This window comes from Pseudomonas sp. C9 (assembly GCF_002000165.1).
Taxonomy (GTDB): Bacteria; Pseudomonadota; Gammaproteobacteria; order Pseudomonadales; family Pseudomonadaceae; genus Aquipseudomonas.
The window spans coordinates 4,651,115-4,677,120 of record NZ_MPAK01000001.1 but is presented as its reverse complement, the minus strand read 5'-3'; the positions used below and the strand labels follow the sequence as shown (position 1 = coordinate 4,677,120).

Annotated in this window: 25 protein-coding genes and 2 pseudogenes; 15 read left to right on the top strand and 12 right to left on the bottom strand. The window is 61.1% G+C overall.

Annotated features, from left to right (window positions below):
- Positions 1-19 precede the first annotated feature (19 nt).
- Positions 20-409 carry a cytochrome c family protein gene (locus tag BMS17_RS21875; protein WP_077431742.1) on the bottom strand — a complete coding sequence of 130 codons (390 nt, stop codon included), beginning with the start codon at positions 407-409 and terminating at the stop codon, positions 20-22.
- Positions 410-649: 240 nt separating this feature from the next.
- On the opposite strand from BMS17_RS21875, the gene BMS17_RS21870 reads away from it, so the two are divergent.
- The 3 genes and pseudogenes from BMS17_RS21870 to BMS17_RS31005 all read left to right on the top strand — a co-directional run.
- Positions 650-1,972, top strand: coding sequence for a hypothetical protein (locus tag BMS17_RS21870; protein WP_077431741.1), 1,323 nt, complete (start codon positions 650-652; stop codon positions 1,970-1,972).
- Between the two features lie 205 nt (positions 1,973-2,177).
- Positions 2,178-2,906: pseudogene (locus tag BMS17_RS31010) on the top strand (cache domain-containing protein); the annotation flags it as partial.
- Between the two features lie 366 nt (positions 2,907-3,272).
- A pseudogene (locus tag BMS17_RS31005) lies at positions 3,273-4,304 on the top strand (methyl-accepting chemotaxis protein); the annotation flags it as partial.
- 139 nt (positions 4,305-4,443) lie between these two features.
- Here the strand turns inward: BMS17_RS31005 and BMS17_RS21860 are convergent.
- Positions 4,444-4,806, bottom strand: a complete 363-nt coding sequence (locus BMS17_RS21860) for a DUF6124 family protein (RefSeq protein ID WP_077431739.1) — start codon at positions 4,804-4,806, stop codon at positions 4,444-4,446.
- A 621-nt stretch (positions 4,807-5,427) separates the two neighbouring features.
- Here BMS17_RS21860 and BMS17_RS21855 point away from each other — a divergent pair.
- From BMS17_RS21855 to BMS17_RS21845, 3 genes are read left to right on the top strand one after another with little or no spacing between them, the layout of a single operon-like run.
- Positions 5,428-6,753 carry an amino acid permease gene (locus BMS17_RS21855; RefSeq protein WP_077431738.1) on the top strand — a complete coding sequence of 442 codons (1,326 nt, stop codon included), beginning with the start codon at positions 5,428-5,430 and terminating at the stop codon, positions 6,751-6,753.
- A complete protein-coding gene (locus BMS17_RS21850) occupies positions 6,746-8,026 on the top strand; it encodes an aspartate aminotransferase family protein (protein WP_077431737.1) in 1,281 nt (426 codons plus the stop codon). Before BMS17_RS21855 ends, BMS17_RS21850 begins: the two co-directional genes overlap by 8 nt.
- Positions 8,027-8,035: 9 nt before the next feature.
- A complete protein-coding gene (locus BMS17_RS21845) occupies positions 8,036-9,058 on the top strand; it encodes a phosphotransferase enzyme family protein (protein WP_077431736.1) in 1,023 nt (340 codons plus the stop codon).
- A gap of 122 nt (positions 9,059-9,180) precedes the next feature.
- Here the strand turns inward: BMS17_RS21845 and hpaC are convergent, their stop codons facing one another.
- Positions 9,181-9,693 (bottom strand): 4-hydroxyphenylacetate 3-monooxygenase, reductase component, encoded by a 513-nt coding sequence (gene hpaC / locus BMS17_RS21840; RefSeq protein ID WP_077431735.1) that lies wholly within the window; start codon positions 9,691-9,693, stop codon positions 9,181-9,183.
- Positions 9,694-9,952: 259 nt separating this feature from the next.
- Here hpaC and BMS17_RS21835 point away from each other — a divergent pair, with 259 nt between their 5' ends.
- Positions 9,953-10,582, top strand: a complete 630-nt coding sequence (locus tag BMS17_RS21835) for a response regulator transcription factor (RefSeq protein WP_046032713.1) — start codon at positions 9,953-9,955, stop codon at positions 10,580-10,582.
- 121 nt (positions 10,583-10,703) lie between these two features.
- On the opposite strand, the gene feaR is transcribed toward BMS17_RS21835, so the two are convergent.
- The 9 genes from feaR to BMS17_RS21790 form a co-directional block, all read right to left on the bottom strand.
- On the bottom strand, positions 10,704-11,621 hold the full coding sequence (gene feaR / locus BMS17_RS21830) for a transcriptional regulator FeaR (RefSeq protein ID WP_077431734.1): 918 nt from the start codon (positions 11,619-11,621) through the stop codon (positions 10,704-10,706).
- A 151-nt stretch (positions 11,622-11,772) separates the two neighbouring features.
- Positions 11,773-12,723 carry a PDR/VanB family oxidoreductase gene (locus BMS17_RS21825; RefSeq protein ID WP_046032711.1) on the bottom strand — a complete coding sequence of 317 codons (951 nt, stop codon included), beginning with the start codon at positions 12,721-12,723 and terminating at the stop codon, positions 11,773-11,775.
- Positions 12,724-12,986: 263 nt separating this feature from the next.
- Positions 12,987-13,727: an SDR family NAD(P)-dependent oxidoreductase gene (locus BMS17_RS21820; RefSeq protein ID WP_077431733.1), complete on the bottom strand. Its 741-nt coding sequence runs from the start codon at positions 13,725-13,727 to the stop codon at positions 12,987-12,989.
- A gap of 11 nt (positions 13,728-13,738) precedes the next feature.
- Positions 13,739-14,239, bottom strand: a complete 501-nt coding sequence (locus tag BMS17_RS21815) for an aromatic-ring-hydroxylating dioxygenase subunit beta (RefSeq protein ID WP_046032709.1) — start codon at positions 14,237-14,239, stop codon at positions 13,739-13,741.
- The gene (locus BMS17_RS21810) at positions 14,236-15,519 is read right to left on the bottom strand and encodes a Rieske 2Fe-2S domain-containing protein (RefSeq protein ID WP_046032708.1); all 1,284 of its coding nucleotides are present in this window, start codon (positions 15,517-15,519) and stop codon (positions 14,236-14,238) included. The genes BMS17_RS21815 and BMS17_RS21810 overlap by 4 nt, the downstream gene beginning before the upstream one ends.
- 20 nt (positions 15,520-15,539) lie before the next feature.
- A complete protein-coding gene (locus BMS17_RS21805) occupies positions 15,540-16,688 on the bottom strand; it encodes an amidase (RefSeq protein WP_077431732.1) in 1,149 nt (382 codons plus the stop codon).
- Complete coding sequence (locus BMS17_RS21800; RefSeq protein ID WP_046032706.1) at positions 16,685-17,155, bottom strand: nuclear transport factor 2 family protein; 471 nt, start codon at positions 17,153-17,155, stop codon at positions 16,685-16,687. The genes BMS17_RS21805 and BMS17_RS21800 overlap by 4 nt, the downstream gene beginning before the upstream one ends.
- A 3-nt stretch (positions 17,156-17,158) precedes the next feature.
- Complete coding sequence (locus BMS17_RS21795; RefSeq protein WP_046032705.1) at positions 17,159-17,530, bottom strand: hypothetical protein; 372 nt, start codon at positions 17,528-17,530, stop codon at positions 17,159-17,161.
- Between the two features lie 26 nt (positions 17,531-17,556).
- Complete coding sequence (locus BMS17_RS21790) at positions 17,557-18,720, bottom strand: acyl-CoA dehydrogenase family protein (protein WP_046032704.1); 1,164 nt, start codon at positions 18,718-18,720, stop codon at positions 17,557-17,559.
- Between the two features lie 241 nt (positions 18,721-18,961).
- On the opposite strand from BMS17_RS21790, the gene BMS17_RS21785 reads away from it, so the two are divergent.
- The 8 genes from BMS17_RS21785 (at position 18,962) to BMS17_RS21745 (ending at position 25,952) form a co-directional block, all read left to right on the top strand.
- Entirely contained in the window at positions 18,962-20,443 is a 1,482-nt protein-coding gene (locus BMS17_RS21785) for a sensor histidine kinase (RefSeq protein WP_046032703.1), read from the top strand.
- 372 nt (positions 20,444-20,815) lie between these two features.
- Positions 20,816-21,964, top strand: a complete 1,149-nt coding sequence (locus BMS17_RS21780; protein ID WP_077431731.1) for an amine dehydrogenase large subunit — start codon at positions 20,816-20,818, stop codon at positions 21,962-21,964.
- 13 nt (positions 21,965-21,977) lie between these two features.
- Entirely contained in the window at positions 21,978-22,517 is a 540-nt protein-coding gene (locus BMS17_RS21775) for a MauE/DoxX family redox-associated membrane protein (RefSeq protein WP_077431730.1), read from the top strand.
- Positions 22,518-22,520: 3 nt separating this feature from the next.
- A complete protein-coding gene (gene mauD, locus BMS17_RS21770) occupies positions 22,521-23,141 on the top strand; it encodes a methylamine dehydrogenase accessory protein MauD (protein ID WP_046032700.1) in 621 nt (206 codons plus the stop codon).
- Between the two features lie 19 nt (positions 23,142-23,160).
- Positions 23,161-23,682: a methylamine dehydrogenase light chain gene (locus tag BMS17_RS21765; protein WP_046032699.1), complete on the top strand. Its 522-nt coding sequence runs from the start codon at positions 23,161-23,163 to the stop codon at positions 23,680-23,682.
- 248 nt (positions 23,683-23,930) lie between these two features.
- Positions 23,931-24,452 carry a cytochrome C gene (locus BMS17_RS21760; RefSeq protein WP_077431729.1) on the top strand — a complete coding sequence of 174 codons (522 nt, stop codon included), beginning with the start codon at positions 23,931-23,933 and terminating at the stop codon, positions 24,450-24,452.
- A gap of 164 nt (positions 24,453-24,616) precedes the next feature.
- The gene (locus tag BMS17_RS21750; protein ID WP_046032697.1) at positions 24,617-25,198 is read left to right on the top strand and encodes a hypothetical protein; all 582 of its coding nucleotides are present in this window, start codon (positions 24,617-24,619) and stop codon (positions 25,196-25,198) included.
- Positions 25,199-25,268: 70 nt separating this feature from the next.
- A complete protein-coding gene (locus BMS17_RS21745) occupies positions 25,269-25,952 on the top strand; it encodes a bifunctional 2-polyprenyl-6-hydroxyphenol methylase/3-demethylubiquinol 3-O-methyltransferase UbiG (protein ID WP_077431726.1) in 684 nt (227 codons plus the stop codon).
- The last annotated feature ends 54 nt before the right edge of the window (positions 25,953-26,006 follow it).

Genomic DNA, 26,006 nt, shown 5'->3' with positions numbered 1-26,006 from the left:
AGCCTGGAAGTCCGGCTGATTAGCGTTGTTCTTTGAGATAGCAAACGACCGCCTGGCGATCATCGGCGGAGGCCAGCCCCATGTAGGGCATGTAGGTCCCGGGCACATAGGCCTGGGGTTGGGTGATCAGTTGGCTGATGGTTTCGGCTTGCCAGGTCACGTCCTTGCTGCGCATGGCCTGGGAGTAGCTGAAGCCTTCGAGCGAGCCGGATTTGCGTCCGACCACGCCCGACAGGTTCGGCCCCATCATGCCGGCCATGCCCTTGCTCACCGAGTGGCAAACCCCGCACTCATTGGCGAACACCTGGGCGCCATGGGCTTGATCCGGCGCGCAGTCGGCGGCCACGACGGTTTGCGCCAGCGCCAGTGTCAGCAAACCAATGAGCGAGCATTTGTGTGAAGTGAACATAAGAAGCGACCTTGAAAATCCGTGGGGGAAGCAACAGCAGGGTTGAAACGGATTGTCAGCGCTGACTCACGCACAGGTTTTGCCCTGCGTGCCAGTCGTGTTGGCCGGGCTGCCAAACCACGCTTTTTGGCAAGCACAGGCAACTCTTTGGCAACCACACAAAAGGCCGAAAAAGTTCCTCGCCTTAGTATCGAAACAGACCTCAACCCTGTGGTCATGAACAAGAATGGATGCCACACCATGCTCAAGTCCCCCTTGCTTCGTCTTTCGACGCTCGCGCTGATGATCAGCGCCACCCAGGCCCATGCCTACGAACTCTATGCCGATGACGACAGTCATTTGAACGCCACCCTGGAAGCCGTCTTCGGCGCGTTCCACAGCCAGGAAAACTACGCGCTGTCGGGTCGTCTCAGTGAAGGCTCTTCTTCATGGCAAGAGGGCTACATCAAATACGGCCTGAGCTTCGACCAGGCCCTGGGCGGTGTCGGCACCGCTTACGGCGCCGGCAACATGCTCAGCTCCGGCACTTGGGGTGATGGCGATGCCGCCGGTTTCACCGACGGCTCGGAACGCACCACCAAGTTCGAAGACGCCTACCTCGGCTGGCGCTCGGGCAAGTTGTTTGAAGCGATGGGTGATGACGGCGTCGACCTGTCCTTCGGTCGCCAGAACATCGTGGTCGGCGATGGTTTCCTGATTGATGGCGACGCGCTGAACATCGGCAAAGGTCTGGCCGACGGTGAGTTCAATCGCGGCGGCGCCTACTACCTGGCCGCGCGTAAAGCCTTCGACGAAACCGCCGTGCTGCGCCTCGGTGGCAAGCAAGGCTGGCGCAGCGACCTGATGTGGTTGAAGTCGGATAACCGCGCCCAGGCCAAGACCGAAATGTACGTCGGCACCCTTGAGCACGTGGCCGAAGCCGGCACCGTCGGCCTGACCTACATCGACACCACCGATGTCGACGAGCAATTCGCGTCCCCGTTGCAAGCTGAACGCGACGGCATGAAGACCTACAGCCTGCGCGCGACCGGCAATGCCGGGGTGAAAAACCTGTTCCTGTCCGGTGAATACGCCGAGCAGGACAAACCGCACACCGGCAACGAAGACGCCTGGTACCTGGAAGCGGGCTGGACCTTTTCCGACGCCCTCTGGACGCCGTATGTCAGCTACCGCTACAGCCGTTTTTCGGAAAATTACGACACGTTGTTCTACGGTTTCAGTCGCGGTTACGGCACCTGGTTCCAGGGTGAAGTGGCCGGTAACTATGCCGGGCCGTTCAACAGCAACTCGCGCATCCAGAACGTTTCCATGAAGGTTTCGCCACTGGAGAACCTCAACGTCGGCGTGATGTATTTCAACTACGACACCCTCTCCCGCAACCTCGGCAACACCGATGGCCACGAAGTCGACCTGTACGCCGAATGGCACGTCAACGACCACCTGACGGTGATGCCGCTGGTTGGTATCTACCAGCCGGACAAGAGCGCCGAACAGGGTGGCACCCAGCTGGGCAACAACGACCAGAACGTCTACAGCCAAGTGGTGTTTGCCACTTCGTTCTAAGTCTGTAAGCCCAACACGATCCCTGTAGCAGCTGGCGAAGCCTGCGTCCGACTGCGCAGCAGTCGCCAAGACAGACAATGCGGCATGTCAGGAAGGCCCCGCATTCAAGTTTTACGACTGCTGCGCAGCCGGACGCAGGCTTCGCCAGCTGCTACAGGGAACGGGTTGAGGCAAACATTGTTCTTCAACGGAAACGGAGTTTCCAATGCGCTCAAGATTTCTGACGATTCAGAGCAAAATCGCCCTGCTCGCCGGCCTCTGCCTGTTGTTGGTGGTGGGTTTGTTGATGGGGTTGTCGCTGTACCAAACCCATCAAAGCAGCCAGCAAGTGGCCCAGGCCAGCAGCGACATGCTCGCCAACGCGGCCAGGGAACACATGCAAGCGCTGGGCACCGTGCAGGCGATGCAGGTGCAACGCACCTTCATGCAGACTCACGAATACGGCCAAGGGTTGTCGCGGTATTTGCTCTACCTCCGGCAGCTGCAACAGCAGGGTCATCTGACCCGCTCGCAACTGCGCCAGGAGCTGAGCACCCAGCTTCATCAAGCCCTGATCGACAAGCCCGACCTGCTCGGGCTTTATGTCATTTTCGAACCCGATGCCCTCGACGGTGCCGACGCCGGTTTCACCGACCAGGCCGCCATGGGCAGCAACGAAACCGGGCGCTTCTCCCTCTACTGGGTGCAAAGCAAACCCGGCGAACTGCAAGCGGTGATCGGCGATGAATCATTGCTGGCCAACACCTCACCCGGCCCCAGCGGCGCACCGTACAACGCGTTCTACACCTGCGCCCGCGACACCCGTCATGCCTGTGTACTCGAACCTTATTTCGATGAAGCCTCCGGCAGCCGCAAACTGGTGACCAGCGTCGCGTTCCCGCTGATGGACAACGGCAAAGTCATCGCCGTGGTTGGCCTCGACATCAACCTCGCCGCCCTGCAACAGAACAGCGAAGCCAGCGCCCATCAACTGTTCGACGGCCATGGGCAGATCAGCATCGTCAGCCCGCGTGGCGTGATCTCGGCCAACAGCCAGGACGTCAGCCGCCTCGGGCAACCGTTGGACAATGCCGAGGTGATCGACGCCTTGCGTCAGGGTCAACCGAAGGTCTTTGTCGATCAGCAGCAGATCAAAGTCCTCGAACCGTTGGCACCGATTGCCGGCGCCGCGCCGTGGGGCGTATTGGTGGGCGTGCCGCAAGACGTGCTGTTGGCGCCGGTGACCACGCTGCAAAAAGAACTTGATGCCCAAGGCGTGCAAAGCACCGCACTCGAAATGCTGGTGGGTGGCGGCTCCGCCCTGCTCGGTTTGCTGTTGATCTGGTACACGGCGTTTCGCATCACCCGGCCACTGCAAGTGCTGACGCGGGTCATGGAAGATATCTCCCGAGGCGAAGGCGACCTGACGCGGCGTCTTGAGGTGCAGTCGCGGGATGAAATCGGCCAACTGGCGACCGCGTTCAACCGCTTTGTCGAACGCATTCACCAGTCGATACGCGAGGTGTCTTTGGCAGCGATTGGCGTGAATGAAGTGGCCAAGCGTGTGCTGCTCGCCTCCAATTCGTCGATGAGCAACTTCGACGAACAATCGACCCGCACCAACAGCGTCGCCGCAGCGATCAATCAACTGGGTGCCGCCGCGCAGGAGATCGCACATAACGCGTCCGATGCTTCGCAACAGGCTTCGGCTGCACGGGAACAAGCCGAGGATGGCCGGCAAGTGGTGGAGCGCACGATTGAACTGATGAACGAACTGTCCGGAAAAATCAGCGCCTCGTGCGTCAACATCGAAGTGCTGAACGGCAAAACCGTGAACATCGGGCAGATCCTCGAAGTGATCAAAGGCATCTCGCAGCAGACCAACCTGCTGGCGCTCAACGCCGCGATCGAGGCAGCACGCGCCGGTGAAGCCGGTCGCGGGTTTGCGGTGGTCGCCGACGAAGTGCGCAGCCTGGCCGGACGCACCCAGACGTCAGCGGCGGAGATTCAGCAGATGATCGAAGAACTGCAAATCGGCGCCCGGGACTCGGTCACCACCATGACCGAGAGCCAACAGCACAGCGAGGAAAGCGTGAGCATCGCCAACCTGGCCGGTAAACGCTTGAGCAGCGTGACGCAGCGCATTGGCGAGATCGACAATGTGAACCAGTCGGTGGCAGCGGCGACGGAAGAACAGACGTCGGTGGTTGAGGCGTTGAATGTCGACATCACCGAGATCAACACCCTGAACCAGCAAGGGGTGGAGAATCTGCAATCGACGTTGCGGGCGTGTACTGAGCTGGAAAGGCAGGCGGATCGGTTGAATCAGCTTGTGGGTAGTTTTCGGATCTGAGATGGGTGTCGCCTGACCCACCGCCATCGCGGGCAAGCCCGCTCCCACAGGTTTTGAGGTCATCACAAAATGACTGAACACTACAAAACCTGTGGGAGCGTGGCTTGCCCGCGAAGAACGATGACGCGGTCTCTGATTGTTACTTCGGCACCTCAACGTTATCCATCATCCGGTTCGCCGCCAATTCCGCCAGCATGATGATCTGCTGAATCGCCATCGCCGTGTGCCGATGCGGTCCTTCCAGGTACCCCGCGAAATCGCTGGCCATGACACTGGCCTGGGCCAATGACTCACAGGTATGGGCGAGCAGGTCTTCGTCTCTGATATTCGGTGCGAGCATGAACATCGTGCTGGGTTTGCGGGTAGCGGGTGATTTGAGGGCCGCGGGGTTGAGGTAGTGATTCAGCGCGCGCTCGGCGGCTTCGTGGAGTTTTTTTGAATCGACTGATTCGTAGGGGGATGCCGGATCTGTGTCTGGCGGATTTGGCGTTACCTTGAACATATTATGCGTTCCTGATTGGGCAGCCACGCCTCGCTACTAATACGAGGGGTGGCGGCTGTACGCAGGTTAGTAGACCGGGGAACGAATAGAAGACCGGCGCGCCCGAGGGCGCCCTGCGAACAGCCACCATCAAATGCAGGCAATGAAATACCTGTCTGACAGACGCCTGACGCACTACTCGAACCTCGGGCTACTAAACCCGATCACTGGGAATCAGTGACGGGAATCAAGTTACCGAGGGCGTCCGAAGCGCACAAGCCGGCGGATTCTGGCGTAGTCGTAGGTAATGGCGCAAGGTGCTGTGGCTTTCAGGAAGTAACCTTAAACGCCGTTAAACATGTGCTTCGATTTGAGGGCGCCATCGCGGGCAAGCCCGCTCCCACAGTGTGCGTGGTGCTCACTCATTTTGTGATCACCTCAAATCCTGTGGGAGCGGGCTTGCCCGCGATGAACGATAACGCGATCCCCCTGCCCTCCACCCAACCAAATCTGGCATCCACAAACAACCGGATGGCATCCACGCAAACAAGCCCCACCACCACCCCCGCGTAGTATCAAAACCGATCCCCTTTTCTAACCCCCAAAAACAATAAATCGACCCCAGGGTCGCGGGAGACGCTTGTGCTTAAGAAAAGTGCGTTGGGCTGGCCAAAGATTGCCGGCCTCGGAATTGCGTTGGTGGTGGCCGGGCAGTTTTCCGGCTGGAACTTCGGGTTGATGGCCGGCGGTTGGCTGAACATGCTGATCGCCACCTTGTTGATGGCCTTGCTGTGCGGCGGTCTGGCGTTGTGTGTGGCGGAGCTGTCCACCGCGTTGCCAAGTGCCGGCGGTGTATTCGTCTATGCGCAAAACGCTTTCGGACCGTTCGTGGGTTACCTGGTCGGCGTCGCTTGCGCGCTGGCACTGACCATCGGCACCGGGGCGGCGGCAACGTTTATTTGCGCCTACACCGAGTCGATGTTCGGCCTCGGTGGCTGGCCGGTGAAAATCGCCCTGTTCGCGATCATCATCGGCATCCACATGCGCGGCGTCGGTGAGGCCATGGGCCTGACCATGATTGCCGGCGTGATCGCGGTCGCCGCCCTGCTGACCTTTGGCGTGGCCATGGCACCGCATGTCGAGTTGGCCAACCTGCTGACAATGCCGGCGGCCATCGCTGGGCCATCGATCAGCCTGGGCGGTATTTTCGCCTGTGTGCCGTTCGCGATCTGGTTGTTCATCACCGTCGAGCAAACCGGCTCGGCCGCCGAAGAAGCGCAAAACCCCGGGCGCAGCATGCCACGCGGAATTCTTGCCGCCATCGCCACGTTGCTGGTGACCGCATTGGTGGTGCTGGTGTGCGCACCGGGCGCCGGTGGCGTTGAGTTGGTCGGTTCGGCAGGCGACCCGCTGTACGCCGCGATGACCAGCACCAATGTCTACGGCGACGCTTCGTGGCTGGCCAAGGTGATTGGCTGCGGCGCGGTGTTCGGTTTGATCGCGACCTTCTTCTCGCTGATCTACGCCGCCTCGCGACAACTGTTTGCCATGGCCCGCGACGGCTTGTTCCCGCAGTGGTTGGGCAAAACCGGCAAGCGCGGCACGCCGTTCCCGGCACTGCTGTTGATCGGCGCCATCGGCCTGCCGCTGTCCGCCGTCGACCCGGCCACCGTGATGCTCGCGGTCGTGCTGCTGCTCAACGTTTGCTACCTGTTCATTTTCGGCGCCTACCTGCGCATCAAAAGCAGTCAACCGGACCTGCCAAGGCCGTTTTGCCTGGCCGGCGGCAAAGTGATCGCCTGGTTGGGCCTGGCCCTGACGCTGGTGGTGATCGCTGCCTGCTTCCAGCTCGACATGCTGATGCTGATCGCCCTCGCGGTGACCTTCGTGCTGAGCACTTTCAACTTCCTGCTGCGTGCCCGTCTGCAAGGCAACGCGCCACTGATCGAGACCCCAGACCATGCCTGAAGACACGCTCTTGCAGCGCCGCCATCGCGTACTCGGCAGCGCTTCACCATTGTTCTACGACAAGCCATTGCACCTGGTGCGCGGCGAAGGCGTCTGGCTGTATGACGTCGATGGTCAGCGCTACCTCGACGTCTACAACAACGTGCCCTGCGTCGGCCATTGCAACCCGCACGTGGTGGCGGCCATGCACCGCCAGGCCGAAACGCTGAACATCCACACGCGTTATCTGAATGAGCAAATCGTACGCTACGCCGAGCGCCTGACCGCAACCTTCAGCGACCCGCTGGACACCGCGATGTTCACCTGCACCGGCAGCGAAGCCAATGAGCTGGCGTTGCGCCTGGCACGCTTCGCCAGCGGCGGCACCGGCATTATCGTCAGCGATTACAACTACCACGGTAACTCGGCGTCGCTGGCCGAAGTCACCACCGCGTTGCCGTCACCGGAACCGTTCGGCGCGCATGCCCGCGCCGTGCCGATCCCGTGTCTTTATCACGCGCCCGCTGGCACCACTGAAGCGCAATTGGCGGAGCAATATGCCGCCAACATCAAAGCCGCCATCGCCTCGATGCAAGCCCAAGGCATTCGCCCTGCCGCGTTGCTGATCGACACCTTGTTTGCCAACGAAGGCTTGCCACGGGTGCCGGCCGGTTTCGTCAAAAAAGCCGCTGAGCTGATCCGTGCGGCGGGCGGCTTGTTCATTGCCGACGAGGTGCAATCCGGGTTTGCGCGTACCGGCGAACACTTGTGGGGGCATCAGGCCCACGCCGTGGTGCCGGACATCGTTACCCTCGGCAAGCCGATGGGCAACGGTTATCCCCTGGCCGGGTTGATTACCCGCAAGGAGCTGGTCGAGTCGTTCGGTCGTAGCGCGATGTACTTCAACACCTTCGGCGGCTCGCCAGTGGCGGCGGCGGTTGGCATGGCGGTGCTCGATGTCATTGAAGAGCAACAGTTGCTGCGCAATGCGCACACCGTCGGCGCTTATGTGCAGCAACGCTTGCAGGTGCTCGCCAGCAAGCACTCGATCATTGGCGATGTGCGCGGCAAAGGGTTGTTCTTCGCCATGGAACTGGTGCGCGACCACGCCAGCAAAGAGCCCGCCGGGCTGGAGGCGCGGCGGGTGGTCAACCACATGCGTGAGCTGGGGGTGCTGATCAGCAAGATCGGCGCCGGCGACAACATTCTCAAACTACGGCCACCGCTGGTGTTCAACCGCGAGCACGCCGACCTCTTCGTCGACACGCTGGACACCGCCCTGAGCGCTATCTGAGGCCATGCCATGACTGATTTCCACACCCTGAGCCACGACCAGCAAGTCGCCAAACTGCACGATCTGGCCCGGCACGCCCTGCAACAGTGGGACGGCGCCTTTGCCGAGATCGAACTGGTGAAATTCCGCGAGAACGCGGTGTTCTCGGCGCGCCGTGAGGACGGCCAACGGGTCGCCTTGCGCATCCACCGCAACGGCTATCACTGCGAAGCGGCGCTGCGTTCGGAGCTGCAATGGATGGAAGCGCTGGCCACGGCCGGCATTACCGTGCCGCAGATCATCCGCGCGCAAAACCAGCGCCACCTGGTCGAAGTGCTGCATGCCGACATCGGCGAACCGCGCCATGTCGACATGCTCGCCTGGCTGCCCGGCGCCACGGCGGGCACCTCTGAAGCGGGCGTGCAGGCGGACACCGAAATCGACTTTTTGTTTGCCGAAGCCGGCGCCCTCGCCGCGCGTATTCATTTGCACGCGGCGGATTGGCAACAGCCGGACGAGTTTGTCCGGCATGCCTGGGATGAGGATGGCTTGATCGGCGCCAATCCGTTCTGGGGGCGGTTCTGGGACCTGGAACAGCTCAGCGTCGATCAACGTGAACTGCTGCAACAGGCCCGCCGCCGTGCGCGCAGCGACTTGCGTCGATACGGTCGACAGCTGGGCAACTTCGGCATGATCCACGCTGACCTGGTGCCAGAGAACCTGCTGATCGAAGGCGAGAACCTGCGGTTGATTGACTTCGACGATGCGGGTTTTGGCTGGCACATGTTTGAACTGGCGACGGCGCTTTACTTCTGCCTGGACGACCCGCGTTATGAGCAGATCAAAGCGGCGTTGCTGGAGGGGTATCACGCGGTCAAACCGCTGACGGACGCCGACCGGGGGACGCTGGCGCTGTTTCTGATGCTGCGCGGCACCACGTACCTGGGCTGGATTCATACCCGCAAAGGCACACCGACCGCGATCGAAATGGCACCGATGTTGATTGATCGGGCTTGCTTGTTGGCTCGGGAGTATCTGCAACAGGTGCGGTGACTGTTAGTCCGCCATCGCGGGCAAGCCCGCTCCCACAGTGGTCAGCGTGAACACCAAATTTGTGTATTGCGCAAAACCCTGTGGGAGCGTGGCTTGCCCGCGATGAACGATAACGCGGTGTATCAGCAATGCGCCCCGGCATGCTCAAGGCGATGAAACAACCGGTTGAAGTACACCAGGCTGTCCCTCTCCCCGCGCACACCGACATTCGACAGCTCAACAAACATCACCGAATGCGACCCGACTTCCTTGCATTCGGTGATCCGTCCTTCCAACTGCACCAACGCATCGCGCAGCAACGGCACGCCGGTGTCGCCTTCGTCCCACAGGTCCCAGGCAAAACGTTCGGCCATCGACACTTTGGTCATGCCGGCGAAGTGTCGGGCCAGCTCTTCCTGCTCGCCACACAGCACGTTGACGCACAAGTGGCCGTTGGTGCGGAACACATCGTGGGTGGCGCTGTTGCGGTTCACACAGACCAGCACGGTCGGTGGCGAGTCGGTGACCGAGCACACGGCGCTGGCGGTGATGCCGCATTGTCCGCCGGGGCCGTTGGTGGTGATGATGTTCACCGCAGCAGGCAGTTGCGCCATGGCGTTGCGAAAGTCGATTTGCTGCTGGCTCAGGTCGGCCATGTCGATGCCCCTTCCTTCAGGAGGACCGTCGTTGCGCGGCCCCTTGTTGTTGGAACAAGATTAAGGCCCGGCGCGGCGCGCGACCATTCTGACGATCCCCATGGCGAGGTAGGCTTTCCGCTAGTCGACTAGGTGGTTTCTTTATCGTCAGGGCCCACGGCAGTGGGTATTCTGCTACTAAGCTCCGTGATGAGCTGATGTCCGCCGCAGCGTGCACGCGTGCGAAAACAATAATTAGAAATTCTCGTGGCAGTCCCAGATGGAAACCCGCAAACCGATTGTGTATATCGTCGATGACGACAAAGACCTGCGCACCTCATTGGCGTGGTTGCTGGAGTCGGTCAGTGTGCAGGCGCAATGCTTTGCCGGCGCTGAAGAGTTCCTGAGCCAGTACGACCCCAAGCAACCGGCGTGTCTGGTGCTGGACGTGCGCATGCCGGAAACCAGCGGCTTTCAGTTGCAGGAAATCCTCAACCAGCGTGGCAGCACCCTGCCGACGATTTTCGTGTCGGCCCATGGCGACATTCCGATGTCGGTCACGGCGATGAAAAACGGTGCGCTGGATTTCGTCGAGAAGCCCTACAACCCGCAGCAGATGATCGACCGCATTCAGGCGGCGCTGAAGACCGCCGTGCATGCCCAGGCCGATCAGGAGCAACGTCAGAACCTGCAAGGCAAACTGGCGCTGCTGACCAGCCGGGAACGGGAAGTGTTGATGCTGGTGATCGATGGCAAGGCGAGCAAGGTAATCGCCCGCGAGCTGAACATCAGCGTCAAAACCGTTGATGTGCACCGCACCAAGATCAAGGAAAAGATGGGCGTGAGCAGCATTGCGATGCTGGTGCGCGAGGTGTTGCATTTGCCGGTGGATGAACCTGCCCGGCACTGACCTTAATCCTCGGCGGTCTTCAGGCCGCCATCGCGGGCAAGCCCGCTCCCACAGTTGATTTGTGGCGTTCACAAAATCACTGTGGGAGCGGGCTTGCCCGCGATGAGGTCGTCACAATTAGTCAGTGACTGTAGCGCTTGCGATATTCACCTGGTGACACGCCAAAGCGCGATTTGAACGCCGAGGAAAAGTAGCTCGAATCCGAGAATCCCCACGCGTAGCACAGCGCCGACAGCTTCTGCTCGACATCCGAACGGCGCAGGTTTTCGGCGCAGAAATCCAGGCGTCGATGCTTGATGTATTGCGCCACCACCAGACCACGCTTGGAAAACATCCGGTACAGCCCGCGCACCGAAATCCCCACCTCACGGGCAATCAGCTCCGGGCACAGTTCTTCAGCACTGATGTGTTCGTCGATGTAAGCGATGGTTTTACGAAATTGCCGCTCGTGGGCATCCACGCTGGCATCGCGAGCGCTGATACCCGGCAACAACAGGCTGACCAGCGCGTCGAGCACCGCTTCGCTTTCCTGCATGTCCAGGCTTTGATGCTGCCGCGTTTCCAGGACCATGCGGTTGGCCAGCGCAGCCAGTGGCGTGGTGGCCGCAATGCGCGTGGCGCAGTTGAGCGCGTTGAAGTGCGAACCGCGCTGCACCACCTGGCGCGGCAAAATCAGTGACAACTGCCGGGAGTCTTCGTTGTAGGTCATGTCACTGGGTTGGCAGGCGTCGATCAGCGCAATGTCACCACAGCCCAATTGGGCGCGGTTGTCACCCTGTTCGAGTTGCGAGCTGCCGCGCAGTTGGAACACTGCGTAGTAGTGGCCGTCGCTGCTGGTGCTGACGTCTTTGCTGGTGCGATACAAATGCACGTGGGCCATGTCGACCACGCTGAGGTTGATCGCGCCGCTGCGAAACTCCGCCAGTTCACCGTAGAAATTCGTGTCCAGTGCGCGGGCGTCGAAGCGCCCACAGGCCTGATTGACCTGACTTAACCAACTTTCAAATGCATCGTTGCGCAGTGCCGATGAAGTAATCATGACCGCAAGGCCTCACGTCAGTTTTATTGTTATTTTTCGACCGCTTCGTCGAGCGGTTCGATGAATACCGGTTTCGTGACCGTCGCCTCCTTAGACGGTCGTGGGGCGTCGATTTAATCGACTCCCACGCAATGTTTCCAGGGATTTGCGCTTACAGGTCCAATACCAGACGAGCGGACAACGCTCGTGAAACGCAGGCACAAATTTGCTTGTTGCCCGCTTTTTCTTTGCTCGACAAGCAGTTATCCCGGTGTTCCGGCACCCCGTCCAGGACCTCGACGATGCACGTGCCGCAGATACCTTCGCGACACTCGGTGTCGATGTCGCAGCCGTGGGCCTGGAGTACGTCGACCAGGCTGGTATTGGCCGGAATCTGCAGCACCACGCCGGAGCTGGCCAGTTCCACTTCAAAACCGCCGCTCGGGCCGGCATTGGCGGCCGGGTCGGCCTGGAAATGCTCCAGGTGAATCGCGTCTTCGCTACGGCTGCGGGCGGCCACTTCCACCACTTTGTTCATGAACGGCGCCGGGCCGCAGGTGTAGACGTGGGCATCGCTGCCGGCCTGGTTCAGGCTTTGCGTCAATGCAGCGTCCATGTCACCCGGCTCGACGCCGTAATGGAACTGAACGTGATCGGCAAAGGTGCTGGCCAACAATTCGGAAAATGCCGCGTACTGCGGCGAGCGGGCGAAGTAATGCAAACGATACGGTTGACCACTTTCTGCCAGTCGATAGGCCATGCTCAACAGCGGCGTGACGCCGATACCGGCGGCGAACAGCACGTGCTCGGTGGCGGTCGGGTCGAGGCGGAACAGGTTGCGCGGGGCACCCATTTCCAGCTCCATGCCCTCTTCCACCTGCTCGTGCAGGGCCGCGGAACCACCGCGCGATTGCGCTTCTTTCTTGACCGCCACCAGATACGCACGGCGATCCTGCGGCGGACTGCACAGCGAATACTGACGAGTCACGCCGGTCGGCCCGGTCAGGTCGACATGCGCCCCCGGTTCATAAGCGTCGAGCGGCTGACCATCACTGCGCACGAGGCGAAAGGAACGGATATCCAGCGCTTCGTCGACGATCCTTTCGATCCTCACTTTCATCATTGCATCACCTGAATTCGGTTGATTTTGTTAAATGAGCAGCCCTGTAGCAGCTGTCGAGCACCGCGAGGCTGCGTTCGCCGGTAGCAGCTGTCGAGCAGCGCGAGGCTGCGTTCGGCTCGGTCCGCGCTCGGGCGAAGCAGCCGTCAATCCTGAAAACGCGATCTTCCTGAAACACCGCATCGCCTGATTTCACGACTGCCTTGCAGCCGAACGCAGCCTCGCGCTGCTCGACAGCTGCTACATAAGCTGCGTCGAACGCTTTTTCAGCGCATGAACAACCCGCCATTGATGTCCCAGCACGCGCCGGTTACGGAGGCGGCGTGGTCGGCGATCAACAGCAAGACGCTGTCGGCGATGTAGTCGGGGGCGCCGAGGGTGCCGGCCGGGATCACCTTCAAAATCTGCTCCAGACGCTCCGGGGCCACGGTTTCGTGCACGATCGGCAAGTCCAGTGGTCCTGGCGAAATGCTGTTGACCGTCACCCCTTGTGGCGCCAGTTCGCGGGCGAATACTTTGGTCAGGGTCGCCACGCCGCCCTTGGCCGCCGCGTAATGCGCGCCGGTGGCGGTGCCGCCGTTCTGCCCGGCCAGCGAGGCGATGTTGACGATGCGACCAAAGCCGCGCTCGGCAAAGTGCGCGCCGAACACCTGGCAAGCCACGAACGTGCCGCGCAGGTTGATCGCCATCGACTCATCGAACTCTTCGGGCGTGATGTCCATCAGCGCGGCCACTTTCGATTGACCGGCGTTGTTCACCAGAATGTCAGTGCCGCCCCAACGCTCGGCGAGCAGATCGCGGGCACGGACAAAGTCGGCCTTATTACGCACATCCAGTTCGACGGCGACGGCACTCGCGCCGCTGCTATCAAGCTCCGCCGCCAACCGCTGCACGCCATCAAGGCGCACGTCGGCCAGGGCCACGCGATAACCCGCCGCGTGCAAGCGACGGGCGATGCATTCGCCGAGACCGCGCGAAGCGCCGGTCACCAGGGCTACTCGGTTCATGGTGTTGGCCCTCACAGCAGGAAGCCGAGCGCGCTCAGGCTGTCGGTGGAGTTGATCAGGCGCACGACCTTGCGCTCCAGTTTCGCCACGCCGTCGGTGAAGCGAATCCGGTGGTTGAGGTCGGCCACGAACGGTGTGTGCACGCCGCGTTTGTAGGCGTAGAGCACCTGCGCCGAATTCACTTCAACCAGATCCCCCGCCGCTTCCACCAGACGGAAACGCGAGACCGAGCGAATGGTTTTCGCCGCGTCCACCGCCGACGGCGAGTAGCCCGCAGTCAGGCGTTCGATGCGCAGGTCACGCATGCGCGCATCGTCATAGGCGTAGTTGAGGGTCGCTTCGAAGTCTTCGGTGTCCGGGTCGATCGGCACGATGTACTTGCCGCTTTCGCTCCACAGGGTCGCCCATTCGGCGTAGTTCTTGTGGTCGAGCAGTTCGGCTTCGCGCCAGATGAATTCGATGGCCTGGGCCAACGGGCCGGAAAAACCGTTCAGGGTGTCGTGATTGCTCATTGGCTCATCATCCTTTTCCACATGTCGTAGGCACCGCGCATGCCGCCTTCATCGGTGGCGTGGCTGACCTTGTCGCCGTTTTCAGCGATGATTTCGCGGTTCAAGCCGCGGTTGACCAGGATTGGCGCATCGACGCCGGCGTACGAGCCGCGCTGCACGCGGTCCCAGGCCTCGGCATCGTCGGGGCTGCCGAAACCGAACGGGCCCTGGAAGTGTTCGTGAATACGCATGCGTTCGCGGTTGGCGATTTCCGGGCCACCGTCCATGCCGAGGGCGACGTGGCGGATCTCGGTTTCGGTGACCGATACCGGACGCAGCACGCGGAAGAACGACATCGACATCGCCACGTTAGGGAACAGGTTCAAGTTGAACCCGGCGCCGTGCAGCGAGCGCACGATGCGGCGCACTTGATCCGCCGGCAGGGTTTTCGACAGTTCTTCAGTCACATGCGCAAAGCGCTCTTGCAGCTGTTCGGTGCCGTCGTCGTGATCGAGATCGACGTGTTCCGGCACCATCACCATCACGCTGTGGCCGTTGCCCAACGAATGGGTTACGGCTTGTTCGTCGGTCATGAACGAGAGCATTTCCGAGGTTTCTTCATCCACCGACGACATGAACGACTTGTGCACGATCGGGAAGTGGTAGCCGTCAGTGGTGTTTTCCAGCTGGATCTTCCAGTTGCCCTTGAAGCTGAACTTGTGTTCGCCCTGGGTTTTGATCGGGTAGCCGGCGCCCTGTTTCATGAACAGGTCCATCCAGTGTTTGGCGCCGCCGAGGAAGTCTTCCAGCGGTTCGATCTCGTCGTTGTAACTGGCGAAAACCATACCGGCGTAGCGTTCAACGCGCAGGCTGGTCAGCGGCAGTTCGGACTTTTCCAGAATGCCTTCGTAGCCGTCCGGGTACGGCAGCGCGCGCAGTTTGCCGTCCAGGCCATAGGACCAGCTGTGGTACGGGCAGGTGAAACCGGTGGCGTTGCCTTTGTGTTTTTCGCACACTGTGGCGCCACGGTGCCGGCAGCGGTTTTCCAGAACGTTGATGTTGTTCTTTTTGTCGCGAACAACGATCACCGGGCGACGGCCAATGGTGGCGGTCTTGAAGTCGCCGCTGTTGCGCACTTCGCTTTCGTGGGCGACCCACACCCAGGTGCGGTAGAAAATCTTTTCCAGCTCGGCTTCGAACAGCGCCGGGTCGTTGTACAGCGAGACGTCGACGCGGTCGTGCTCGACCAGTTCGTCAGGGCTTTTCGACGTAGCGATCAGCCGGTATTCATGAGTGCTCATGCGGTTCTCCTCATGGCTTTTTATGACTTCTTGTTAGGGATCGACCGTTCACCGGTCATGCTCTGTTGCAACTGCGCACCAAAGGCGCAGACCACTTCGTCCTGACCTTTGCGGCCAACAATTTGCAGGCCGACTTTCAGCCCGCCGCAATCGAGTTCCACCGGCACCGTCAGCGCCGGATGGCCGCTGAGGTTGAATGGCCGTACCAGCGGCGTCATGCCGGCCACGGCTTTGCTCGCGCTGCGGGCTTCGACCAGTGTCGGCGGCAAACTCGGCATCGTCGGCAATAGCAGCACTTCAACGTTTTCCAGCGCGGCATCCACCTGCCGGGTGAAGCGCTCACGGACCTTTTCGGCTTCTGCCAGTTCGGCAGCGCTGGTGCGGCTGGCGGCCAGCAGACGCAGTTCGACGTCCGCACCGATCAGCCCTTGACCGGTGAGGTGGCCGAACGCGGCCCAGTTTTCAAAATTGATCACGGTCAGGCCGGCGGCAAATGCGGCGTCGAATTCACTCAGTTGCACGGTGCTGCGGCGCCAACCGGCACGGTCGGCAGCAGCGCCCAGACACGCTTGCAAATGCGGATCGCAGGCGACATCGAGAAAGCCCACCGAGGCATTGGCCGATGGCAAACCCTGAGCCTGAAAGCCAGGGCAGATCACTTGCATCGCAGCAATCAAATCCGCCATGTCCGCCGCAAAAGGCCCCACGCAATCGAGGCTGGATTCAGCCGGATGCGCACCGACCCGACTGACACGGCCATAGGTCGGTTTCAACCCGGCAATGCCGCAGCACGCTGCCGGTACACGTACCGAACCACCCGTGTCGGAGCCGATGGCGATGTCTGCCAGCCCGGCCGCGACGGCTGCCGCCGAACCGCTGGAAGAACCACCGGGCACGCGGTCCGGCGCTTGCGGATTAATCGGAGTGCCGGTCCAGTCGTTGATGCCGGTGACGCCAAACGCCAGCTCGTGCATGTTGGTCTTGCCGACGATTTGCCAGCCTGCCGCGAGGATCGCATCGACCACCTCGGCGTTTTTCAGGGCCGGCAAAGCGCGAGCAAAGGCGCGGCTGCCGGATTGGGTCGGGTGGCCGGCAATGTCGATGGAATCCTTGATCGCGACCCGCTTGCCGCTGCCACCGAGTAGAAATTCGCTGATAAACGTACTCATGCGCCCAGCACCGTGTTGAACAAACGTTGTGTGCGGAAATGCGCGATCAGCCAGACACCGTCGACGCGCTGGAAATCGATGTTCAAGCGCGTGCCGAACAATTCGCTGCGGCCATCGGCATAGGTTGAAATCTGCTGCATGATCCACTGCCCTTGGGCCGTGCTGCCGTCGACCACAATCGACTCGCTGGTGAGGTAATGCAGGTTCAGCGCAAAGTGTTCGGACGGCGGCAAGTAGCTGCCGACAAACGCAGCCACGGCGTCACGTCCGCGATGCTGGCCAAAGGTCTGCACCGTCTGGCTGCCGATGCCTTCCCAGATCGCGTCTTCGCTGAACAATTCAGCCAGTTCACGCACCTGCGTCGGTGCCCTCGGCACATCGCACAGGTCCATGTAGCGCGCCATCAAGCGGCGCACCTGGCTCTCCCCTTCCAGCGTTTCAAGACGCTGCAGCACGGCCTCGTTCATGGTTTAAACCTTGGCTGCATCAGGAATGGTCAGTGGGCGGCCGATGCGCGCTTCGACCTTGGCGTAGCGCCACAGGCTGTATTCGTTCACCGGCGTAGTGCGGAACAGGTTGCAGGCGTCGATCACCGTTTGATGGCAGTCGACGTCGGCCATGATGTAGACGGTCCACGGCGAGGTGGTGGACGGGCCGACCATCAAGCGGTCATCGTCCATCGCGCCCAGCACGGTGATACCCGGCAGGGCGCCGAGCGAGCCCATCATCTGGCTGAAGCCTTTCCACACGCTCAGGCCTTCGCCGGTTGGCAGGTCGAAAAAGTTCTGGGTGATGCCGATGCAAAAGACGACGCGCAGCGGTTCTTGAGTGGTCTGGGACATGGGACTTGATCCTTGAAAGAGAGGGTTCAGATGTAGCCAGGGAATGGCGGCACGCCGAGGAACACCGAACCGGCGCCGTCGTACAGGCCTTCACTGAGAAATGCGTGCTGTGTGACCACCATCGAATCGCGCAGGTAGCGCTGCAATGGATGGCGCAGATAAATGGCGGTGGTGCCGGCCAGGCTGTATGCGCTCTGCACCACGGCCGCACCGGCCTGGGACACGTGAATGGCGGACAGGCGCAGCAGGCTGGTTTGCTCTGGCGTGACCGGGTTGCCGGCGAGGATCGAGTTCCACACCTGTTCGGTGGCGTTGTAGAAGAACCCGCGTGCGGCGGCCAGTTGCGCTTCGGCCTTGGCGATTTCAATCCGCACGTAAGCGCGGTCAGCCATCTTCGGCGCGCCTGTGATGCCGCTGCCGGCGGCCATGCTGCTGACTTCGTCGAGGGCGGCGCGGGCCAGACCAAGGTTGACCACGGCCAGCACTTGCGCAGCGTAGGCAATCGAGGGATAGCGGAACAGCGGCTCGTCGATGGTGGCAGCACCGCCACGGATGAAGGTCCAGCGCTCATCGACATGTTTGTCGGTGACGCGCAGGTCGTGGCTACCGGTGCCTTTGAGGCCGACCACGTCCCAGTTCTCGATGATGTCGACCTGGTCCGCACGGAACACAGCGGTGCGTGGTTTGCCGCCGGCCGCGCCGATGCCGACACCGAGCAGGTCGGCGCCTTTGCAGCCGCTGGCGAATTTCCAGGTGCCGTTGACCTGCCAGCCGCCGTCGACCGCTTCCGCCGGTTGCAACGGGAACAGGCCGCCGGCGAACACCAGATCAGGACTGTCCGCGTAGATTTCAGCGAGGGTTTCTGGCGGCAACGCAGCGAGATAAACACCGGCACTGCCGAAGCTCGCCACCCAGCCGGCGGACCCGTCGGCTTCAGAAATGCGTTCGATCATCTGCAGGAACAGCGCGGGGGCCAGCGCATCGCCGCCGAAGCATTTCGGCGTGGCGGCGCGGTAGATGCCCACCTGCTTGAAGCGTTCGATCATGTCCCGCGGTACATGGGAGCCGGCGTCGAATTCATCGCGACGTTGGCGCACTTCATCCAGCACCCGCTGAAATTCCTGGCAGTGGACGCTGGTGTCGTCGACGCCTGGCAGAGGGTCTTTCTGCGCGGTAGCTGAACGCAGCATGGGCTTCTTCTCCGTTGACTTGTTATTAGACGGAGCCTGCCTCGTGGCGAGGCGACCGTTGATGGGTTCAGTGTAAAAACCGCATCCGCTCGCCACTATTGGTGCGTGTAGCCTCCCTGCTAAAGAAAACCCCTAGGCCCAGGCGGGTTACCTCTGAGCGCATCCCGAAGCGCAAGCCGGTATAAAACGCCATACTTCTACCTCACCCGTAGTGGACCCCTCCGTCGTCAAGGGCTGCGCGATGTACCTGCCAAAACCGAATGACTTCTACACCCTCATCGAAGCCATGCCGTTGTGCATCATTCTTCACGACGCGCAGAGCAAGGAAATCTTGTGGGCCAACGCCGCGGCCCTGGCGGCGCTCGGCTTTACCCTGGAAGAACTGACGCCGCTCAAGGCCCCGGACATGACCCGCAATGAGCCCAAATACCGACGTTCGGTGGGTTTGCGCTGGCTGGAAGGCGCCGCGCGCACGGGTCAGCGCGCCATCGAGTGGTGTTATCGCTCCAAGCAAGGCGTGGAAATTCTCTCCGAGGCGGTGGCGACGCTGGTGCACCTGGAAGGTCGCGATGTACTGATGGTGCAGTTCCGCGACATCTCCAAGGAAGACCGGGTCAAGCGCGACCTCAAGCGCTTCGAAAGTCGCCTCAAGGCTTTTATGCAGGACCTGGCCGAAGGGGTGGCGGTGCTCGGGCCGGACGGTGAGATCCGTTTTATCAGCGACTCCGGTGCGCACTTGCTGCACAGCGAGGAGCCGGCGCTGATCGGTGAAAATTTCCTGACCTGGTGCGACGACGATTCGCGCCAGCGCCTGTTGCAACAGTTGGCCGGCGAGACACCCGAGCACGCGCCCTTCAGCGTCCACTACCACGTGCAGCGACGTGACGGTGAATGGCGCTGGCATGAGGCAACGTGTCGTTTTATTGAAATTGAAGATGATCTGGTCGGGCATCTGCTGCTGTTTCGCGACGTCACCGAACAGGTGCAAGCCGAAGAAGCGCGGCGGGTTAGTGAGCAAAAGCTTGAATACCTGGCGCGCTATAACGCCATGGGCGAAATGGCCGTGGCGATTGCCCATGAGTTGAGTCAACCGTTGGCGGCCACGCGCAACTTCATCGAAGGCGCGGTGATCCGTCTGGGCCATGCTGACACCACCGAGCAAGGCGTGGCCTGGGGTTTGCAGAACGCGGTGCGGCAAATCGAGCATGCGTCGGTGATCATCAAGAGCGTGCGTGAATACGTGGTCAAGCTGGAGCAATCCGAAGAGCTGATCGACCTCAATGAGCTGCTACGCGATTCCCAGTATTTCATCAGCCTGCGTGCCGACCCGAGCCTGATCAAGGTCGAGATCGTCACCAGCCCTGAACCGCTGCTGATCAGTTGCGAGAAGGTGTTGATCGGACAGGTCATCCTGAATCTGGCCTTTAATGCCATTGAAGAGATGAGCGATTTACCGCCGGAACGACGCGTGCTGCGCATTCATGCCAGCGCCGACAACGAGGTTGCGTTGGTGCGCATTGAAGACTGCGGTCGCGGCATCCAGGCCCAGGCGCAAGAGAAACTCTTCGACGGGTTCTTCTCGTCCAAAGTCAGCGGCAACGGCATTGGCCTGGCGCTGTGCAAAAACATCATCGGCCGCCATCGCGGGGATATCTGGGCGCAAAACCTGGAGCCTTGCGGCGCGGTGTTTACCTTCTCCCTTCCCCTCGCGAACCCCGCCTGACACCCAAATCCCACGCCGGCCTGTAGCAGCTGCCGAAGGCTGCGTCCGGCTGCGCAGCAGTCGTAAAACCAGAGCGCGCGGTGTGTCACAGGGACCGTGTCATCAGGGTTTACGACTGCTTCGCCCGAGCGCGGACCGGCCGACGCAGCCTTCGGCAGCTGCTACAGGTATGCCGCGTTGCAGGCTTCGGCAGAAGCCACAGGTGCGCCGCGTTTGCAGTGCTTTTCGCCGGTTTCCCACGACTGGCACAGACACACAAACACTTGGCAGCCACAGCAATTCCAGGGGGTTCCCGGCGAGGCAGAATCGAATTGTAAAAATCTGCCCAAGCACCCGCGATCTGCGTGAATAACAATTCAGGGAGTTCCCCTAATGCGAACCAACAGGATCAACGTACAGTCAGCGCTAGGTCTGAGCCTGCTTGTACTCGGCTTGACCAGCGCCCGTGCGGACCTGCCGGCTGACACCATCGGCCAGACCGTTTTGGCGTTTCCGCCAGAAGCTCACCGGGCGTATATCGTCGACGTCGAATTCGACAGTTTCGTGGCTGGCCGCGTCACCGTGGTCGACCCCGACAAAAAACGCATCCTCGGTATGGTGCCGACGGGCTTTGCCGCGCCTTCGACGCTCAGCCGCGACAAGAAAACCCTCTACAGCGCCGACATCTTTTACTCGCGCGGCACCCGCGGCACGCGCACCGATGTGCTGACCGCGTGGGACACGTCGACCCTGGCGCCGGCCTGGGAGCTGTTGATTCCGACCAAGCGGGCCGAATCGCTGACCCAGCGCTTTGGCTTGGGCACCAGCAGCGATGACCGCTTCGTCTACGTCTACAACTTCACGCCGTCGACGTCGGTGACCGTGGTCGACACCCAGACCAAGTCGGTCGCCGGTGAACTGGCGATTCCGGGCTGCGTGCTCAACTACCCGGTCGGCGCTCGTCGCTTCGCTTCTCTGTGCGGCGATGGCAGTTTGCAGGTGATCACGCTGAACGATCAGGGCCAGGAAACCGCGCGCAGCCGCACGCCGTTCTTCGACCCGAATGCTGAAAAGCTCATCGAGCGCGCGGTAAACGTCGGCGATAGGTACTACTTCACCACCACGACCGGCACCGTTCGCCCGGTGGATTTCTCGGCCGATGCGCCAAAGATCCTGCCGTCGTGGTCGTTGACCACCGACGCGGAAAAGAAAGCCGGTTGGGCGCCAGGTGGCTGGCAGTTGATGGCCGTGGCGCCGAAGCTCGACCGTTTGTACGTGCTGATGCATGACGCGCACGAACCGATGAAGTGGGAAGACCCGAGCCCGCTGATCTGGGCGTTCGACCTCAAGACCCACAAAAAAGTGGCGACGCTGGAAGCGCCGGCGCCGGTCTGGAGCATGCAAGCCACTGGCGATGACAAGCCGCTGTTGCTGGGCGCCGACGTCGAGGGCGGTTTGCAGATTTTTGATCTGAAGACCAACAAGCTCACCGCCAGCATGCCAAAAGTCGCCAAAACCGCGACTCAGGTCATGAGCTACTAAACGAGGTTCGGCCATGCTTTTAGATCCGATCTTCATCATTGCCTGCGCCCTCACCATTGCGGTGTTGCTGGCCAGTGCCGCGACGCACAAGGTGCGCGCTCCGGCACGCTTTGCCAAACAGTTGGCGGACTACCAACTGCTGCCCGACGCGCTGGTGCGTCCCGTTGCCCGTGTGATCCCGGTGGTAGAACTGGCGATCGCGTTTGCGCTGCTGGTGCCGGTCAGCCGGCATTGGGCAGCGTTGACGGCAGCCAGCCTGATTGCGCTGTACGCCGCCGCCATTGGCATCAACCTGTGGCGCGGTCGCCGCGACATCGACTGCGGCTGTGCCGGTCCGGACCAGGCGCAACCGCTGCGCCCGGTCCTGCTGCTGCGCAACAGCGTGCTGGTGGGGTTGGCGCTGTTGGCCAGCACCCTGCCGATGGCTCGCGACCTTGGTTTTTTTGATGGCTTCGTCACCGTTGCCGCCAGCGCCGTTGCGCTGCTCCTGTACGCCGCAGCCGATGGCTTGCTGGCGAACTCCCCTCTTCTGCTCAAACTGATTGGTAGGTGATCAATGGAAGGCTTAATTGTTTCCAACGTTTTGCTCTGGATTCTGCTCGCGGCCGTGGCGTTTGCCGTCATGGGCCTGGTGCGTCAGATTGGTGTCCTGCACGGCCGCCTGGCTCCGGCCGGGGCGCTGATGATGGACAAAGGCGTGGCGGTCAACGAAGCCGCGCCGCAAGTCACCGCGTCCGACCGTAACGGTCGCCCGGTGAACTTCGGTTATGCCGGCGAAAAGAATCAGCTGCTGTTCTTCCTCTCGCCGACCTGCCCGATCTGCAAATCGCTGTTGCCGGCGATCAAGTCCATTGCCAAGGAGCAGGCTGATCGCCTGGACGTGGTGTTTATCAGTGACGGCGACATGGACGCCCAACAAAAGCTGATCCGCGAACACAAACTGGAAGACGCCACCTACGTGGTCGGGCCGGAAGTCGGCATGACCTATCAGATCGGCAAGCTCCCTTACGCCGCCCTGATCGATAAGTCCGGCACCCTGCGCGCCAAAGGCCTGGTCAATTCCCGCGAGCACCTGGACAGCCTGTTCGAAGTCGAGCACCTGAAAAAGTCCACGCTGCAGGAATACCTCAACAGCCAGCCGCACCCACACGACCACAGCCACGGCCATAGCCACTGATTAAGGCAGGGAGATTTTTATGAAACTGCTAGACCTGCTGTTCGAGCGCTCGACACGTCGAGTGGCCGACACCACCTCACGCCGCAAATTGTTGTCGCGCATGGGTTCCTTGATGGTCGCCGGTGCCGCATTGCCGCTGCTGTTGCCGCTGGACCGCACCAGCAAAGCCCTGGCCGCCGATAACCCGAAAGCCGGTGACCCGGGCGATCCGAACAGCTGCGACTACTGGCGTTACTGCTCCATCGACGGCTTTCTGTGCAGCTGCTGCGGCGGATCGGTAACGTCCTGCCCGCCGGGCACCGAAGCCTCGCAAGTGACCTGGATCGGCACCTGCCGCAACCCGGCGGACGGCAAGGACTACATCATTTCGTACAACGACTGCTGCGGTAAGCAAAGCTGCGCCCAGTGCGCCTGCACCCGTAACGACAGTGAAGAACCGGCTTATCGCCCGTTCAACAACAACGATGTGAACTGGTGCCTGGCCGCCAAATCGCACATCTACCACTGCACCGTTTCGGTCATCCGTGGCGTCGCCGTTTAACGCGCATTGCCGTCGGTTGCTCACGCAATCGACGGCTTTTTTTTGCCCAACGCAATCCCTGTAGCAGCTGGCAAAGCCTGCGTCGGCCGGTCCGCGCTCGGGCAAAGCAGTCGTAAACCCTGTGAACAAGGTCTTCCTGAAAAACCGCGTGCGCTGATTTTACGACTGCTGCGCCCGAGCGCGGACCGGCCGACGCAGGCTTCGCCAGCTGCTACATAAACGTGTGTTTTACCGTAGAGGTGCTTGTCATGCGTAAGTTGCTCTTTCTCGGTCTGGTCTGTGTCATGAGCGCCCCGCTCGCCTATGCCCGTGCCATTCCCGACCCGGCGCAGCGACATGCGCCGGGCAACGAAGCACCGCAAAAACCCATCGCCGAGGCCGGCTACGGCGTTGGCGTGAACTACCAACTGCAATGCGCTGGCTGCCACTTGGGCAACGGCATGGGCTCGGCCGCCAATGACACGCCTCGGCTCACAGGATTTGTCGGCAACTTTCTGAAGGTGCCGGGGGGCCGAGAGTTTCTGGTGCGTGTGCCGGGCATGTCGCAATCGGCGCTGAACAATGCGCAGTTGGCCGATCTGCTCAACTGGTTGATGCGCGAAGATGGCCTGGCGGGCAAAAGCACGCCAGCAAACTACCAGCCTTACAGCGCGGAGGAAGTTGCGGAGTTACGCCACAAAGCCATGCTGAACCTGCCGGGTACACGGGCAGAGTTGATCAAGGAAATGCGCGAGCAAGGGATCGCGATCGAAGATGGAATGAGCAATTGAGTCGCCCGACCGCCACCCCCCTATTGAGGCCATTTACGCCATTTTAGACGCTTTAATTGCTATCACTCATTCAGCGGCCAACCGTCTTCTAGACTCATCGAATCAGGCGGAGCCCCGCTCCATACGCCATCCCCTATGTTGATGAAAAACAAGGAAAGCTAACCTTGAAGGCTTCAACAGTGTGCCTTGCGTTCAGCGTGCTCTTTTCGGCCATGGTTTCTGCCAACGGGGTCATTCCTGTCATCGATCTCGATTTCACAAGGTCAGCTGACCAAACGCTGAAAAAACTGAACATCAACGACGCTTGCATTATTGCGGCGGCGACTCCCATGACGTTCACCTACTGCCGGGAAGGCTCGTTAACACTCTGGAAGTATCAGGCGCTGGACATGGAACAACAGCCGATCATCCACACTGGCGCCCAGCAGTCCCCAATGGCCTTAGGGCGAATCAGCGTTGTGGAAGTCGAGAGCGCTGCCTGCCTTCACGAATACCAGTCAGACCTCAAACCGGTTGTCACTCGCCGGATTGTCTTGAGCCTGATCGCTCTGTTTCTGCTGATCAGTTCGCGATACGCCTACAAGGTCATCGCCCAACGCCGCTCCCAACAGTCGGCGTATTCAGAGCCCTTCTGGCAACAATCGACCGAGTCCGAGCCCGCGCACCATGCCATTGAAAAAGCAGTGGGAGCCTTTGCCATCGCTGCGGTGCTGGCACTCGTTTATGGTTGCTGCAGCGTCATTTAACCGGCCCTGGCTCCCGCGCCACCGGCATGTGTCCTATCCTTGCATCAAACCCATCGATGCGAACAATGAAATGCCCGATCCCGAATCCACCCTCCTCCAGAGTTGGCACCACAACGCCCGCGCCTGGATCGAAGCCATTCGCAGTGGCACCCTCGCAAGCCGCGTTCAGGTCACCGACCAGGCCATGGTGCTGGCGGTTCTGGGCCGCCAGCCCGAACGCGTGCTCGACCTGGGCTGTGGCGAGGGCTGGTTGTTGCGGGCGCTGACTGAACGAGGCATCACCGGGGTCGGCGTGGATGGCGATGCGACGCTGGTGGAGGCCGCGCGGGCGGCGAGCGCTTCGCCAGTGTATTTGGCGAGCTATGCAGATCTGGTGGAGGCGAAGGTGGACGTCGGCCGCGACTACGATCTGATCTGCGCCAACTTCGCCCTGCTGCATCAGGACATCATTGCGCTGCTTGCCGCCATGAACGCACTGCTCGCCCCCGGCGGCGCGCTGGTGATCCAGACGTTGCATCCATGGAGCGTCGCGGCGGGCGACTATCAGGATGGCTGGCGCGAAGAAACCTTTGCCGGGTTCAACGGGCAATGGCAACCCATGCCGTGGTATTTGCGGACCTTGTCCAGTTGGTTCAATGCATTGGACATGGCCGGTTTTTGCCTCGCCGCGCTGCAAGAGCCGCAGCACCCGCAAAGTCCTGTGCCTCAATCGTTGCTGTTGGTGGCCGAGAAACGCAGTGACCACAATAAATGATTCCGGGACGACAACGACTAAGCTTTAGCGACTGAACCTCGCCTCTCAAGGAGA

Bases quoted from the DNA above. Each gene is read 5' to 3' on its own strand.
- BMS17_RS21825 (WP_046032711.1), bottom strand. From the start codon at position 12,723: ATGATGAAAGTGAGGATCGAAAGGATCGTCGACGAAGCGCTGGATATC.
- BMS17_RS21800 (WP_046032706.1), bottom strand. From the start codon at position 17,155: ATGAACGAGGCCGTGCTGCAGCGTCTTGAAACGCTGGAAGGGGAGAGC.
- BMS17_RS21780 (WP_077431731.1), top strand. From the start codon at position 20,816: ATGCGAACCAACAGGATCAACGTACAGTCAGCGCTAGGTCTGAGCCTG.
- BMS17_RS21760 (WP_077431729.1), top strand. From the start codon at position 23,931: ATGCGTAAGTTGCTCTTTCTCGGTCTGGTCTGTGTCATGAGCGCCCCG.
- BMS17_RS21775 (WP_077431730.1), top strand. From the start codon at position 21,978: ATGCTTTTAGATCCGATCTTCATCATTGCCTGCGCCCTCACCATTGCG.
- BMS17_RS21745 (WP_077431726.1), top strand. From the start codon at position 25,269: ATGCCCGATCCCGAATCCACCCTCCTCCAGAGTTGGCACCACAACGCC.
- BMS17_RS21850 (WP_077431737.1), top strand. From the start codon at position 6,746: ATGCCTGAAGACACGCTCTTGCAGCGCCGCCATCGCGTACTCGGCAGC.
- BMS17_RS21795 (WP_046032705.1), bottom strand. From the start codon at position 17,530: ATGTCCCAGACCACTCAAGAACCGCTGCGCGTCGTCTTTTGCATCGGC.
- BMS17_RS21765 (WP_046032699.1), top strand. From the start codon at position 23,161: ATGAAACTGCTAGACCTGCTGTTCGAGCGCTCGACACGTCGAGTGGCC.
- mauD (WP_046032700.1), top strand. From the start codon at position 22,521: ATGGAAGGCTTAATTGTTTCCAACGTTTTGCTCTGGATTCTGCTCGCG.
- BMS17_RS21815 (WP_046032709.1), bottom strand. From the start codon at position 14,239: ATGAGCAATCACGACACCCTGAACGGTTTTTCCGGCCCGTTGGCCCAG.
- BMS17_RS21845 (WP_077431736.1), top strand. From the start codon at position 8,036: ATGACTGATTTCCACACCCTGAGCCACGACCAGCAAGTCGCCAAACTG.
- BMS17_RS21785 (WP_046032703.1), top strand. From the start codon at position 18,962: ATGTACCTGCCAAAACCGAATGACTTCTACACCCTCATCGAAGCCATG.
- hpaC (WP_077431735.1), bottom strand. From the start codon at position 9,693: ATGGCCGACCTGAGCCAGCAGCAAATCGACTTTCGCAACGCCATGGCG.
- BMS17_RS21860 (WP_077431739.1), bottom strand. From the start codon at position 4,806: ATGTTCAAGGTAACGCCAAATCCGCCAGACACAGATCCGGCATCCCCC.
- feaR (WP_077431734.1), bottom strand. From the start codon at position 11,621: ATGATTACTTCATCGGCACTGCGCAACGATGCATTTGAAAGTTGGTTA.
- BMS17_RS21805 (WP_077431732.1), bottom strand. From the start codon at position 16,688: ATGAGTACGTTTATCAGCGAATTTCTACTCGGTGGCAGCGGCAAGCGG.
- BMS17_RS21835 (WP_046032713.1), top strand. From the start codon at position 9,953: ATGGAAACCCGCAAACCGATTGTGTATATCGTCGATGACGACAAAGAC.
- BMS17_RS21810 (WP_046032708.1), bottom strand. From the start codon at position 15,519: ATGAGCACTCATGAATACCGGCTGATCGCTACGTCGAAAAGCCCTGAC.
- BMS17_RS21790 (WP_046032704.1), bottom strand. From the start codon at position 18,720: ATGCTGCGTTCAGCTACCGCGCAGAAAGACCCTCTGCCAGGCGTCGAC.
- BMS17_RS21820 (WP_077431733.1), bottom strand. From the start codon at position 13,727: ATGAACCGAGTAGCCCTGGTGACCGGCGCTTCGCGCGGTCTCGGCGAA.
- BMS17_RS21875 (WP_077431742.1), bottom strand. From the start codon at position 409: ATGTTCACTTCACACAAATGCTCGCTCATTGGTTTGCTGACACTGGCG.
- BMS17_RS21870 (WP_077431741.1), top strand. From the start codon at position 650: ATGCTCAAGTCCCCCTTGCTTCGTCTTTCGACGCTCGCGCTGATGATC.